The organism is Citrobacter sp. U14242 (assembly GCF_046555775.1).
Taxonomy (GTDB): Bacteria; Pseudomonadota; Gammaproteobacteria; order Enterobacterales; family Enterobacteriaceae; genus Citrobacter.
Genome location: NZ_JBKGLW010000023.1, coordinates 1 through 12,669 on the forward strand (window position 1 = coordinate 1; position 12,669 = coordinate 12,669).

Annotated in this window: 10 protein-coding genes, 1 tRNA gene and 1 pseudogene; 3 read left to right on the plus strand and 9 right to left on the minus strand. The window is 50.9% G+C overall.

The annotated features are described in order from the left end of the window. Positions 1–47: 47 nt before the first annotated feature. The 8 genes and pseudogenes from ACLJXE_RS23945 to aspA all read right to left on the minus strand — a co-directional run. Positions 48–143: pseudogene (locus tag ACLJXE_RS23945) on the minus strand (GNAT family N-acetyltransferase); the annotation flags it as partial. A gap of 145 nt (positions 144–288) precedes the next feature. Further along, positions 289–364, minus strand: a tRNA-Phe gene (locus ACLJXE_RS23950). A 115-nt stretch (positions 365–479) separates the two neighbouring features. After that, the gene (locus tag ACLJXE_RS23955; protein WP_410752212.1) at positions 480–2,492 is read right to left on the minus strand and encodes a DUF1176 domain-containing protein; all 2,013 of its coding nucleotides are present in this window, start codon (positions 2,490–2,492) and stop codon (positions 480–482) included. 67 nt (positions 2,493–2,559) lie between these two features. Further along, positions 2,560–3,135 (minus strand): transcriptional regulator, encoded by a 576-nt coding sequence (locus tag ACLJXE_RS23960; protein ID WP_410752213.1) that lies wholly within the window; start codon positions 3,133–3,135, stop codon positions 2,560–2,562. 36 nt (positions 3,136–3,171) lie between these two features. Next, positions 3,172–4,881, minus strand: coding sequence for a protein-disulfide reductase DsbD (locus ACLJXE_RS23965; protein WP_410752214.1), 1,710 nt, complete (start codon positions 4,879–4,881; stop codon positions 3,172–3,174). Continuing rightward, positions 4,857–5,204, minus strand: coding sequence for a divalent cation tolerance protein CutA (gene cutA, locus ACLJXE_RS23970; RefSeq protein WP_410752215.1), 348 nt, complete (start codon positions 5,202–5,204; stop codon positions 4,857–4,859). Before cutA ends, ACLJXE_RS23965 begins: the two co-directional genes overlap by 25 nt. A 125-nt stretch (positions 5,205–5,329) precedes the next feature. Beyond that, complete coding sequence (gene dcuA, locus ACLJXE_RS23975) at positions 5,330–6,631, minus strand: anaerobic C4-dicarboxylate transporter DcuA (RefSeq protein WP_137384022.1); 1,302 nt, start codon at positions 6,629–6,631, stop codon at positions 5,330–5,332. Positions 6,632–6,746: 115 nt separating this feature from the next. Continuing rightward, positions 6,747–8,183, minus strand: a complete 1,437-nt coding sequence (gene aspA / locus ACLJXE_RS23980) for an aspartate ammonia-lyase (RefSeq protein ID WP_048212919.1) — start codon at positions 8,181–8,183, stop codon at positions 6,747–6,749. A 337-nt stretch (positions 8,184–8,520) separates the two neighbouring features. On the opposite strand from aspA, the gene ACLJXE_RS23985 reads away from it, so the two are divergent. Beyond that, positions 8,521–9,000 (plus strand): FxsA family protein, encoded by a 480-nt coding sequence (locus ACLJXE_RS23985; protein ID WP_005120978.1) that lies wholly within the window; start codon positions 8,521–8,523, stop codon positions 8,998–9,000. Positions 9,001–9,046: 46 nt separating this feature from the next. Here the strand turns inward: ACLJXE_RS23985 and yjeH are convergent, their stop codons facing one another. Continuing rightward, positions 9,047–10,294, minus strand: a complete 1,248-nt coding sequence (gene yjeH, locus ACLJXE_RS23990; protein WP_410752216.1) for an L-methionine/branched-chain amino acid transporter — start codon at positions 10,292–10,294, stop codon at positions 9,047–9,049. A 275-nt stretch (positions 10,295–10,569) separates the two neighbouring features. On the opposite strand from yjeH, the gene ACLJXE_RS23995 reads away from it, so the two are divergent. Next, positions 10,570–10,863, plus strand: coding sequence for a co-chaperone GroES (locus ACLJXE_RS23995; protein WP_005120976.1), 294 nt, complete (start codon positions 10,570–10,572; stop codon positions 10,861–10,863). 43 nt (positions 10,864–10,906) lie between these two features. Continuing rightward, the gene (gene groL, locus ACLJXE_RS24000; RefSeq protein WP_137384020.1) at positions 10,907–12,550 is read left to right on the plus strand and encodes a chaperonin GroEL; all 1,644 of its coding nucleotides are present in this window, start codon (positions 10,907–10,909) and stop codon (positions 12,548–12,550) included. Positions 12,551–12,669 lie beyond the last annotated feature (119 nt).

A 12,669-nucleotide genomic window follows, 5' to 3' on the forward strand; every position in this document is an offset into this window, starting at 1 on the left:
GCCGGATGCGGCGTGCTGCCTTATCCGGCCAGTAAAAGCTTGTCCTGCTACCCGCGCACGAGGTTGAGTAACGGGTACGGTTGTCCGAGATTGTCCACTTCTGAACGTCCCGTCACGTTAAAGCCCATCTTCTTATAGAGCCCAGATGTCTTTTGTTAACAGGCATGGCTATCTTACATATGGATTTTGTGCGGGGAAGCGCTGTGAGGATATTGAGAGACGATCGGTTGGAAAGTATCAGAAACTATAAAAGCAAAAACCCGCCTTTAGGGCGGGTTCTTTGAATAGTGGTGCCCGGACTCGGAATCGAACCAAGGACACGGGGATTTTCAATCCCCTGCTCTACCGACTGAGCTATCCGGGCAACGGGGCGCATTAAACCGTAATCCGGACACCCCGTCAACCAAATTTCTCGCTTTTTCGGTCAGTTGCTTAACTATGCAGCGATTTCGCTGTTTTCTCGAGGATTTCGCTCAAAATCACAGCATACCGTTATCGCCTTCGCGGAGAATCCATTCACTTTTAATGGATGTTACATGGCGTGTGCCGGTAACTGAATACTCTCCGACAATATCCTGATCTTTTGGCGAAATGAGAGTGATGAACTCCCCTCTACCAAAATAACTCTCGACAGAACCGATAAGGCACTTCCCATTTACCCAGACAGGAATGGTTGCGACAGGTTCAGACGTATAATTCCCTGCAATCCCTGAACTGTAATTGTCCGCCTCTTCCGGCAACGTACCGGCAGGGATTGGGCAGATTGGGGAAACTCCGTCGCTTGCCTGTTGGTTTTGTAAAAGCATGCTTTGCATTTTGTTCAGTTCGGTAATGAGCTTTGTTTTGTCTTTGGTATTCAATTTCGGGAGTAGGGGTTGTCCTTCTTCCCGTGGTTCGATTGAATTCATATCGTATTCATAGCGATAGTGGACGGCTACGACGGGAACCTTCTCGTCTGGGCTAAATGGACGCAGCAGATAAAGCTTCTCTTCATTATATAAGCCGTTGTACCAGAGAGCGTAAACCTTACCGTTGATGCGCACCCATTGGCTCCATTGGTTGGCACCGCGCCCATTCTCCGAAAATAGCGCCCCAGGTACGCCAAAGTTATCGTCATCCTGTTTGCCATAAACGGCGAAGAAGACATTATCACCGCGTTTGAGGACGCCGGTGTAGCTGAATAGCCCTGTACCACCAACGTAGCTGTTGATGATGAGATCGCGTTTACCGTCGTCATCCAGATCAATGAGCGTAAAGTTCACGTCTCCATTTTCCGAATCGACACTAAACGTTGTGCGGGAAAATGCCTGCCACTCATCATCGCTAATCTCAGGGGAGGGTTTTGCGGTTGGTCCCGTTGAATCTTCAGCGTAAGAGATCCTGAAATCAGTGATTTGACCGGTTAATGGGAACTGACTGGCGATTTTGCTCAGTTCTAAGTCCGGATCGCTTTTTTGCATACTCTCTACGGCGCTACGTAGCGTTTTTAAGGCTGCGTTATCCGTGTCCACATCAAACTGAGAACGTACGTGGCTAACGAACGTAGGGAGTGTCCAGACACCACCGACAGAAAGGTTTCCTTGTCCACCGCTGCGGTATTCGTCGCGCAAGGTGAAGTTGTTACCCTCCCAGACCCAGCGTTGAATGGGGCCGCTAAAACGGGCTATCTCACCATTTTCATATTCACTGGCATCACTCGTGATCAGTTTAGGCGAAGCCGTTAGTTCGGTATTGGTCAGCCAGAGGAGGGTACGTGAGCTATCAAAGCATTCGGTTTGAATGAGCACATGTTGTTTATCCACCGGAATGCGGTAATAAATGCGTTCCTGACCCTCTTCTGGTTCGCGGCAATTCATCTCGGGAGTGACCCTGATTTGGGGATCTATTTTTTGTCGCTGCGCGGTCGTTAACGGTTCCACGTCCGGCGTGCGGATGACGGGTTGGGTGATAATGAGCGGGGCTGGCTCAGCGTTAAGCACATCATTACTGTTTTTATCTCCTGGATGCAGCAGAGCGCTTTGGGTATTGATGCGTTTCTGGAATTCATCCATTTTCAGCAGCACAGCGCTCGAACCTGCATTAGAAAGCGGTAATCGCTCACCCTCTGCTGCAAACTCAATGGTATTGTCCTGACGTAAGGCGTCCAGAAACACCTTTCGCTGTTGGTCGTCGAGTTTGAAATATCCCTCTGCGGAAAACGTTAGCGCGCCTTGCTTTTGGTCATCAATAAAAAGCATGGCGTCTTTCAGAGGGGGGTGATTCGCCGTACGCTGTGCAAAAGCAACCTCGACATGCACGCTGGTGTCGGGACCCGCCGCACGTGTGAGCAGTACACTTACCGCATGGTCACTATAACCTGCCGCTCGACAGGTACCCGTATTCTCACACGCAACTTCCCAGTCTTTATGTGCAAACGAAAAACCGTTTAATGGATTGGCATACAGGGGGGCAGAGATAAAACCTGCGAGGAGAATGCAGTGCGCGAGACGCATATAATTCCTTTTAACATGTCGGTATTGCCGAAATTATATGCGGTTCACAAAAGTTACGAAATCCGAATCAAGTCAGCGCCCCGCCCATACGGCACTGAGCAAAGCGCAGGATATCTTCTGCCAGGCGGTGTGCTGTTTCAACGTCCGCGTGGCTACGATTGACCAGCATGCGGCTCAGGCAGCCCTCCAGCACCAGTTCCATTTGTTTGGCGACCATTGCCGGGTCATCGACCTCCAGGGTCGTCAGCAGCTCATGTGTGAAGTCATGTGCGGCCTTTTTCTGCTGATCAGCTAACTGATGGACAGGATGTCCAGGATCGGGATAAAACGTGCAGGCAGCGATGAACAGGCAACCGGGATAGCGATTATTACTCACACATTCGGACAGTGCGTTATAGCGTGCCAGTAGTTTCTGCTCAGCGCTGAGCGTGTCATCCAGCAAAAGCTGACGCCGCCAGATATCCACCCGTTGGCTGAGGTAACGCAAGGCATCGTACAGAATGGCCTCTTTATCAGGCCAGAAGCGTTGCAGCTCATCAAGTGGATAATCGACATGCTCAGCCACCATTTCCAGTGTGGTATTGGCTATCCCTTGAACCTCAAGTAATTTCAGGGCTTCTCCCAGGACATCTTCACGTTGCACGGTATTCTCCTCCGTATTTCCTTTTGCAAGTGTCGCTCACGGTTGGCGATCGCGCAAATGCGCACTAAAGGTTGCTGCATCCATAAAGCCCGTTACCCGTGCTTGTGGATGCTCTTTACCCTGGGCATCAAAGAACAGAATGGTTGGCAGCCCTAATACCTGTAAATGTTTAAGAAGTGCGACATCTTGTGCATTGTTTGCGGTGACATCCGCTTGCAGCAGCACCGTATCGCCCAGCGCTTGTTGCACTTGTGGGTTACTGAAGGTGTACTTCTCGAACTCTTTACAGGCAACACACCAGTCAGCATACAAATCCAACATGACAGGCTTGCCTCTGGCTCGCTCCAGCGCCTGATTTAACTCGTCCACCGATGTCACTGGGATGAAGTTCAGGTGTGTTTGGGATTGGGCATGCGACGCACCGAATGCCCAATCCTGTAATGGTCGTACGCTTACCAGCGCCGCAGCTAACAGGACAATCTGCACGATACGCATCCAGCCTTGTTTTGCCTGCAGACTGGTGATGAACGCCCAGGCAAAGAATGCCACGCCAAGCAGTGACCACAGGCGAACGCCCCACTCATCACCGATAATCCGCTCGAGTAAAAAAACGGGAAGCGCAAGGATGACGAAACCAAAAGCGGTCTTGACGTGTTCCATCCATGGACCACTTTTGGGCAGCAGTCGGTTACCAAATACGGTAATCAGCATCAGGGGTAATCCCATCCCCAGTGCGTACAGATACAGCGTACCGCCTCCCAGCCACAGATTCCCGCTCTGAGCGATATACAGCAAAATCGCGCTCAGTGGTGCCGTGGTGCAAGGGGAACAGATCAGTCCAGCAATCGCCCCCATTGTAAATACGCTGCCCGGAGAACCGCCTTGCTGGCGGTTACTCATTAGTGTGAGGCGTGTTTGTAGTGAAGAGGGCAGTTGTAATGTGAACAAGCCGAACATCGACAAGGCCAGCAGCGTAAAGACAATGGCAAGCCCAATCAGTACATAGGGGTGCTGTAACGCGGCCTGGAACTGTAGCCCGGCAGCCGCAACGACCAGGCCCAGGGCAGTGTAGGTGAGCGCCATTCCCTGTACGTAGATAAAGGTCAGCAGCAGCGCTCGCCCGGTTGATAAGCGCTGTTTACCCCCGAGTACGATCCCGGAAATCAGTGGATACATCGGCAGTACACAAGGGGTAAAGGCAATGCCAATCCCGATCAGCAATGCCCACAGTGCCGAAAAGGGGAGTTGGGCGGCTGGCAGTGATTGTTTTTCCGCGGTGACTGTAACAGACGTTGGTGTAGACGTCGCATCTGTACGAGCCATGACTTCACTGAGTGGAACGGTTTTGGTTTCTGGCGGATAGCAAAATCCGGCATCGGCACAGCCCTGGTAAGTGACGGTCAGCGTTGCACCAGATGTGGCCTGATTGATCGTTACCGGAACGTTCAACCGCTTACGGTAAATTTCACTTTTGCCGTAAAACTCATCTTCATGCCAGACGCCGGGCGGTAGCTTTACCTCGGCAATATCGGCCTGTGATGGCGTAATGCGTATCTGTTTGCGATACAGGTAGTAGCCGTCTTTTACCTGCCATGAGAGGTTCAGGTCATGTTGGTTTTGCTGAAAATCAAAAATAAATGCCCGATCGGCAGGGACAAACTGCGAGCGGCCAGGCGAATCAAATAATCCGGCAAAAGTGGATGTGCTGCATAGCAGCAGGATCAGCGTAAGGATGCGTTGAGCCATGAGCGGTAATTACAATCTCCGTGGGTGACGGGTAAAACCAGAAGTTCAGGTGTTTGGTACGGGTGATGTGACTTCAGGCAATCGAGAAGCGCTTGCTGGTGCGTGACGGAGGTTTTTAAAATCATCTGGACTTCATATTCCTGCTCCAGCTTACCTTCCCAATAATAGAGAGACGTTGCACCGGGCAGTAGAGTCACGCAGGCGGCCAGTTTTTCTGCCAGTACTTTGGCTGCCAGATCCTGGGCTGTTGCTTCATCCGGGGCGGTGCAAAGCACCACAACGGTATCGGGGATGGAAATATCCTGACTCTTTACATCAAGCATAAACACCTCGAAATAACAGAGTAACCAGCAAGAGAACGGTAACTATACAACGGACGAGGGAAGGATGTTAGTTAAAGCGCGGCGGGGAGGAACTGCGGGATGCATAAGCACCCCGCAGGTAAAACTTACAGCATGAAGCTACCCAGCAAGAAGCCGAAGCAGACAGCCAGAACCACACCCAGAGTACCCGGGATGAAGAACGGATGGTTAAAGACGAATTTACCGATACGGGTAGTACCGGTGTCATCCATCTGAACCGCCGCAACCAGAGTTGGGTAGGTAGGCAGAATGAACAGACCAGAAACCGCAGCGAAAGACGCTACAGCGGTCAGTGGAGAAACGTTCAGTGCCAGAGCCATCGGCATCAGTGCTTTAGCCGTTGCAGCCTGAGAATACAGCAGTGCAGAAGCAAAGAAGAAGATGACGGCCAGCAGCCACGGATGACCCTGAATTACGCTACCCGCAGTATCTTTGATCCAGTCAATGTTGTGAGATACGAAGGTATCACCCAGCCATGCAACACCCAGGATACAAATACAGGCGCTCATACCTGCTTTGAAGGTGCTGGAGTTCAGGATGGAGTCAGTTTCAACGCGGCAGACGATTGTCGTCAGCGTTGCGATGCTCAGCATGATGATCAGAATGGCGTTGGTGGTGTTCATCAGCGGCTTAGCAACCAGACCAAGGCTTGGGCTGTTGACGATGGCGTAAACGACGACACAAACCACACCCAGCAGGAACAACCATACGGAGGTTTTCGCACCGGCTTTGATTTCAACTTGTCTTTCACCGCGCAGCTCAACCAAACCTTCTTCCAGACGCTTACGATAAATCGGATCGTCAGACAGTTTGGAGTTGAACAGCATGGTGACCAGGAAGGACATGACCAGCACAGCCAGCAGGGTGGACGGAATGACCACTGACAGCAGGTGAATGTAGCTGATACCATGACCTTCCATTACGGAAGACATGTAAACCACGGCCGCAGAGATAGGTGATGCGGTAATCGCAATCTGTGCAGAAACCACGGCAGTAGAGAGCGGACGGCAAGGTTTGATCCCTTGCTCCTTCGCTACTTCAGCGATAACTGGCAGCGTTGCCAGAGAGATGTTGCCGGTACCCGCGAAGATAGTCAGGAAATAGGTCACGATCGGTGCAAGGATCGTGATGTATTTCGGGTTCTTACGCAGCAGTTTTTCAGTTTGATGGACCAGATAGTCCAGACCACCTGCAATCTGCATTGCAGAGATAGCAGCGATAACCGCCATGATAATGGAAATAACATCGAACGGAATATTACCCGGTTTTACGCCAATAGCGGCGAGAACCAGAACACCCAGCCCACCTGCAAATCCAATACCGATACCCCCAAGTCTGGCACCTAAAAAGATTGCCAGCAAAACGATGATAAGTTCTAAAACTATCATATTAGCCTTCCTTGTTGTTTAACAAGTTGATATTAAATTGTTGTTTTTAAGTAACTTGGTGCAAGAAAAAAGGCACGTCATCATGACGTGCCTTCTCTGGTACTACCCTACACGATTACTGTTCGCTTTCATCAGTATAACGTTTTGCTTTATAAGCCGGGTGCATCAGGTTCTGTGCAGAGAAGATATCGTCCAGTTCTGCTTCGGTCAACAGACCACGCTCCAGGACAACTTCACGCACGCTCTTACCGGTTTCGGCACAAATTTTACCGACGATGTCGCCGTTGTGGTGACCGATGAACGGGTTGAGGTAGGTGACGATACCGATGGAGTTATAAACGAATGCTTCACATACTTCTTTGTTAGCAGTGATGCCGCTAACGCATTTTTCCAGCAGGTTGTAGCAAGCGTTGCTCAGAATGTGGATAGATTCGAACATTGCCTGGCCGATAACAGGTTCCATTACGTTCAGCTGCAGCTGACCTGCTTCAGATGCCATGGTAACAGTAACGTCGTTACCGATGACTTTAAAGCAAACCTGGTTTACAACTTCTGGAACAACCGGGTTCACTTTTGCTGGCATGATGGAAGAGCCCGCCTGCAGTTCCGGCAGGTTGATCTCATTCAGGCCGGCACGTGGGCCAGAGGAGAGCAAACGCAGGTCGTTACAGATTTTGGACATTTTCACAGCCAGACGTTTCAGTGCACCGTGCACCATAACGTATGCGCCGCAGTCGGAGGTTGCTTCAATCAGGTCTTCTGCTGGAACGCAGGCGAAACCGGTCACTTCAGCCAGTTTTTGCACTGCCAGCGGAGAGTACTCTTTCGGTGTGTTCAGACCCGTACCGATTGCAGTTGCGCCGAGGTTAACTTCCAGCAGCAGCTCAGCGGTACGTCCAATGTTTTTCACTTCTTCTTTCAACAGTACGCTGAAAGCACGGAATTCCTGACCGAGGGTCATCGGTACAGCATCCTGCAACTGGGTACGACCCATTTTCAGGATGTCCTGGAACTCAACAGCTTTTTGCTCGAAGCCTTCACGCAGCTGGTTCAGGGCATCAATCAGTTTGATGATGGATGCGTAAACAGCGATACGGAAACCGGTCGGGTAAGCGTCGTTGGTAGACTGACATTTGTTGACGTGGTCGTTCGGGTTCAGGTACTGATATTCACCTTTCTGGTGACCCATCAGTTCCAGACCGATATTGGCCAGCACTTCGTTGGTGTTCATGTTGACGGAGGTACCCGCACCGCCCTGGTAAACATCTACCGGGAACTGATCCATGCATTTTCCGTTATTCAGGACTTCATCACACGCCGCGATGATGGCATTTGCCACACTCTTAGGAATAGTTTGCAGCTCTTTGTTGGCCAGTGCCGCTGCCTTTTTAACCATTACCATGCCGCGAACAAATTCAGGAATGTCACTGATTTTGTTGTTGCTAATGTAGAAGTTTTCAATCGCTCTCAGAGTGTGAACACCATAGTAAGCGTCCGCTGGAACTTCCCTGGTACCCAACAAGTCTTCTTCGATACGAATGTTGTTTAACATGTGAACCTTCTTTTTCAAGCTGCCAATGATTTGACTAAACACACAGGATATATGTGATTTCGATTGTTTCTCGACCGACGATTATCCCCTGCATCGGTCTGATACCCGAGATCATATGCTGGTTCAGGATTTCTACCGTAATCTGGATCACTTAAAGCGTGGAATTTACCCCTTATTTATTATTCTGTGAAATAGATCACCCCTTTAGGATTAACACCAAATATTAGTGTACAAGCAGCTTGAAATTTTGCTAATCACCACAATATTAGGGTGATGCAAGTCACACAATTTTCGAACAGTTGTTGGTGAAAACGACTGTTTTCAACAGGAGAGCCCTTTGCGCTGGATACCATTACTTGCCATTTTTCTCTATGTTTACATAGAGATATCTATTTTTATCCAGGTTGCCCATGTGCTGGGTGTCCTGATGACCCTGATTTTGGTTATTTTTACCTCGGTTATCGGTATGTCTCTGGTTCGTAACCAAGGGTTTAAAAACTTTTTGCTGATGCAACAGAAAATGGCAGCAGGTGAAAGTCCGGCTGCAGAAATGATCAAGAGCGTGTCGTTGATTATCGCCGGCTTGCTGTTGGTGTTGCCGGGATTCTTCACCGATTTCCTCGGTCTTCTTCTTTTATTACCACCGGTGCAGAAACATTTGACCATGAAGTTACTGCCGCATTTGCGTTTTTCGCGTATGCCTGGTGGTGGATTTAGTGCCGGAACTGGCGGTGGTGATACCTTTGACGGTGAATTTCAGCGCAAGGATGACGATCGTAACCGCCTTGATCATAAAGATGACGATCGCCGTGACTGACCCGGTAGGCCCGGTAAGCGTTCGCGACACCGGGCTTTTTTACTGATTATCTGGCCTCCGCCATTTTCCGGTTCGGTAAAAACAGCCATAACCCCGCCAGCATAATCAGCGCATACAGACTCTTCCAGCCGACCATCGCCAGCAGCAGTAGGCACAGCAGCCCCCCCACTATCGCCAGCACGCGATAGTGCCCTTTTAGCAATCGACACCCTGCCAGCATGCATAGCAGATAAATCATAATAAAGATGCCGTTAGCGTAGACGATTAACGCGTCGAGATTGATTTGCAGCATATAGATGCACAAGGTGCTGACGACGCAACAACCCAATACCGCGTTTAGCGCATTGCTCGGGAGATGGCGAGGGGACAGGCGAGCCAGATAGCTCTCAGGTTTATATTGTGCTTGCGACCACACCAGACGGGCGAAACTTTGGATATAAATGTTCAGGCTGGCAAAGCAGGCCAGATAACCAATGATGCAGGCAACCCACAGGGCCTGAACGCCAAACAGTTGGACGACGATTTCAGGCAGCGATGCCGCCGCCGCCATCTGCTCACCGTAGGCATCAAAATGTAGTACAACGACGGTACATGCCCAGTACACGGAACCGGCCAGTAGCAGGCCAATCATCAGGGCGCGCGGGAAATCCCGTTCCGGATTTTTGAATTCAGAGGCCAGGTGTGCGAACGCTTCAAGGCCAACAAAGCACCAGAACATCACCGACAGCGCGGCAAAAAGCCCGGGAAACTCAATCTTGTCGATGGCAGGAAAGGGGATCTCACTCGGTTTCAACTCGCCAGCCCACCAGATGGCGACAACCAGCGCTACGATCAGTCCGGCAATCACCGTTTGCAGGTTAGCGCTGGAGCTGGCACCTCGCGAACCGATGTACCAGACCAATACCAGCGTGCCGAGCTCTGCCAACAGAAGCTGCCAACCATGCCAGCCAAACATTGCCTGGCCAAATCCTGCGGCGATGTGCAATGCCGCAGGTAACCCCACTGGAATTACCGATAAAAAAAGCCATCCGGTAACGCGCTCAAGTCTTGAGCCAAAGGCCATGCCGACAAAATGCGCCACGCCGCCTGCGCTGGGAAAATGGCGACCGAGTGCGGCAAAGACAATCGCCACCGGAAAGACTAAAACGATCAGCACTGGCCATGCCCACAGGCTGTTGTTGCCAGCAACCAGCGCGGCCAGTGCGGGGACGGCGAAAACGCCTGTACCTAACAATGATGTCGACAACAGGCCAACGCCCTGAGCCAGTCCCAGCTCTTGTTTTAGTCCGCTCATAAGTTGTTATCCGGTTATGCCCATGTACCGGGCTACAGCACAGATTTTCGATGGTATCACAAGAGGATTTGCTTATGACGACGCGGCTGAAATCGTTATGAAATGTGAGGTGAGTCGGTGTTTTGACGGGATTTTCTGCTGATAAAAATTTTTTTTCGCTTGCCCCCTTGAAGGCACAAAAGCCCATCCCCATCTCTCTGGTCACTAGCCGGGATACCGTTTACGGGCCGGCGTCACCCATAACTGATAAAGACTTTCTCAAAGGAGAGCTATCAATGAGTATTCGTCCGTTACATGATCGTGTGATCGTCAAACGTAAAGAAGTTGAATCCAAATCTGCTGGTGGCATCGTACTGACCGGTTCCGCAGCAGGTAAATCAACTCGTGGCGAAATCATCGCTGTCGGTAAGGGTCGCATCCTGGACAACGGTTCTGTACAGCCGCTGGACGTGAAAGTCGGCGATATCGTCATTTTCAACGATGGCTACGGTGTTAAATCTGAGAAGATCGACAATGAAGAAGTGTTGATCATGTCTGAAAGCGACATCCTGGCAATTGTTGAAGCCTAATCCGCGAACGACACTGAACATACGAATTTAAGGGAAAGAGAAAATGGCAGCTAAAGACGTAAAATTCGGTAACGACGCTCGTGTGAAAATGCTGCGCGGCGTGAATGTACTGGCAGATGCAGTGAAAGTTACCCTCGGTCCAAAAGGCCGTAACGTAGTTCTGGATAAATCTTTCGGCGCACCGACCATCACTAAAGATGGTGTTTCTGTTGCACGTGAAATCGAGCTGGAAGACAAGTTCGAAAACATGGGCGCGCAGATGGTGAAAGAAGTTGCCTCTAAAGCGAACGACGCTGCAGGCGACGGTACCACCACCGCAACCGTCCTGGCTCAGTCTATCATTACTGAAGGCCTGAAAGCTGTTGCAGCGGGTATGAACCCGATGGATCTGAAACGTGGTATCGACAAAGCTGTCGCTGCTGCTGTTGAAGAACTGAAAGCACTGTCCGTACCGTGCTCCGACTCTAAAGCGATTGCTCAGGTTGGTACCATCTCCGCTAACTCCGACGAAACCGTAGGTAAACTGATCGCTGAAGCGATGGACAAAGTCGGTAAAGAAGGCGTGATCACTGTTGAAGACGGTACCGGTCTGCAGGACGAACTGGACGTGGTTGAAGGTATGCAGTTTGACCGCGGTTACCTGTCTCCTTACTTCATCAACAAGCCGGAAACGGGCGCAGTAGAACTGGAAACGCCGTTCATCCTGCTGGCTGACAAGAAAATCTCCAACATCCGCGAAATGCTGCCGGTTCTGGAAGCCGTTGCGAAAGCAGGCAAACCGCTGCTGATCATCGCTGAAGATGTTGAAGGCGAAGCGCTGGCTACTCTGGTTGTTAACACCATGCGTGGTATCGTTAAAGTGGCTGCAGTTAAAGCACCTGGCTTCGGCGACCGTCGCAAAGCAATGCTGCAGGATATCGCAACCCTGACTGGCGGTACCGTCATCTCTGAAGAGATCGGTATGGAGCTGGAAAAAGCGACCCTGGAAGATCTGGGTCAGGCAAAACGTGTTGTTATCAACAAAGACACCACCACCATCATCGATGGCGTGGGTGAAGAAGCGGCAATCCAGGGTCGTGTGACTCAGATTCGTCAGCAGATCGAAGAAGCAACTTCTGATTACGACCGTGAAAAACTGCAGGAGCGCGTAGCGAAACTGGCTGGCGGTGTTGCTGTGATCAAAGTCGGTGCTGCAACCGAAGTTGAAATGAAAGAGAAGAAAGCTCGCGTTGAAGATGCTCTGCACGCGACCCGTGCTGCAGTAGAAGAAGGCGTGGTTGCTGGTGGTGGTGTAGCGCTGATCCGCGTAGCATCTAAAATTGCTGGCCTGAAAGGTCAGAACGAAGACCAGAACGTGGGTATCAAAGTTGCGCTGCGCGCAATGGAATCTCCGCTGCGTCAAATCGTTCTGAACTGCGGCGAAGAGCCGTCTGTTGTTGCTAACACCGTGAAAGCGGGCGACGGTAACTACGGTTACAACGCTGCAACTGAAGAATACGGCAACATGATCGATATGGGTATCCTGGATCCGACCAAAGTAACCCGTTCTGCTCTGCAGTACGCGGCTTCTGTTGCGGGCCTGATGATCACCACCGAGTGCATGGTTACCGACCTGCCGAAAGGCGATGCGCCTGACTTAGGTGCTGCCGGTATGGGTGGCATGGGTGGAATGGGCGGCATGATGTAATTGCCCACACCCTGCATCCTTCAGGCTGCAGATGCGTTGGCTGCGTTTGCTAACCCCAGTCACTTACTTGAGTAAGCTCCTGGGGATTAACAAACTGGCCGCCTTCCTGCAACCAGAAT

Coding starts and splice junctions, on each gene's coding strand:
- dcuA (WP_137384022.1), bottom strand. CDS start 6,631: ATGATAGTTTTAGAACTTATCATCGTTTTGCTGGCAATCTTTTTAGGT.
- groL (WP_137384020.1), top strand. CDS start 10,907: ATGGCAGCTAAAGACGTAAAATTCGGTAACGACGCTCGTGTGAAAATG.
- aspA (WP_048212919.1), bottom strand. CDS start 8,183: ATGTTAAACAACATTCGTATCGAAGAAGACTTGTTGGGTACCAGGGAA.
- ACLJXE_RS23955 (WP_410752212.1), bottom strand. CDS start 2,492: ATGCGTCTCGCGCACTGCATTCTCCTCGCAGGTTTTATCTCTGCCCCC.
- yjeH (WP_410752216.1), bottom strand. CDS start 10,294: ATGAGCGGACTAAAACAAGAGCTGGGACTGGCTCAGGGCGTTGGCCTG.
- cutA (WP_410752215.1), bottom strand. CDS start 5,204: ATGCTTGATGTAAAGAGTCAGGATATTTCCATCCCCGATACCGTTGTG.
- ACLJXE_RS23995 (WP_005120976.1), top strand. CDS start 10,570: ATGAGTATTCGTCCGTTACATGATCGTGTGATCGTCAAACGTAAAGAA.
- ACLJXE_RS23965 (WP_410752214.1), bottom strand. CDS start 4,881: ATGGCTCAACGCATCCTTACGCTGATCCTGCTGCTATGCAGCACATCC.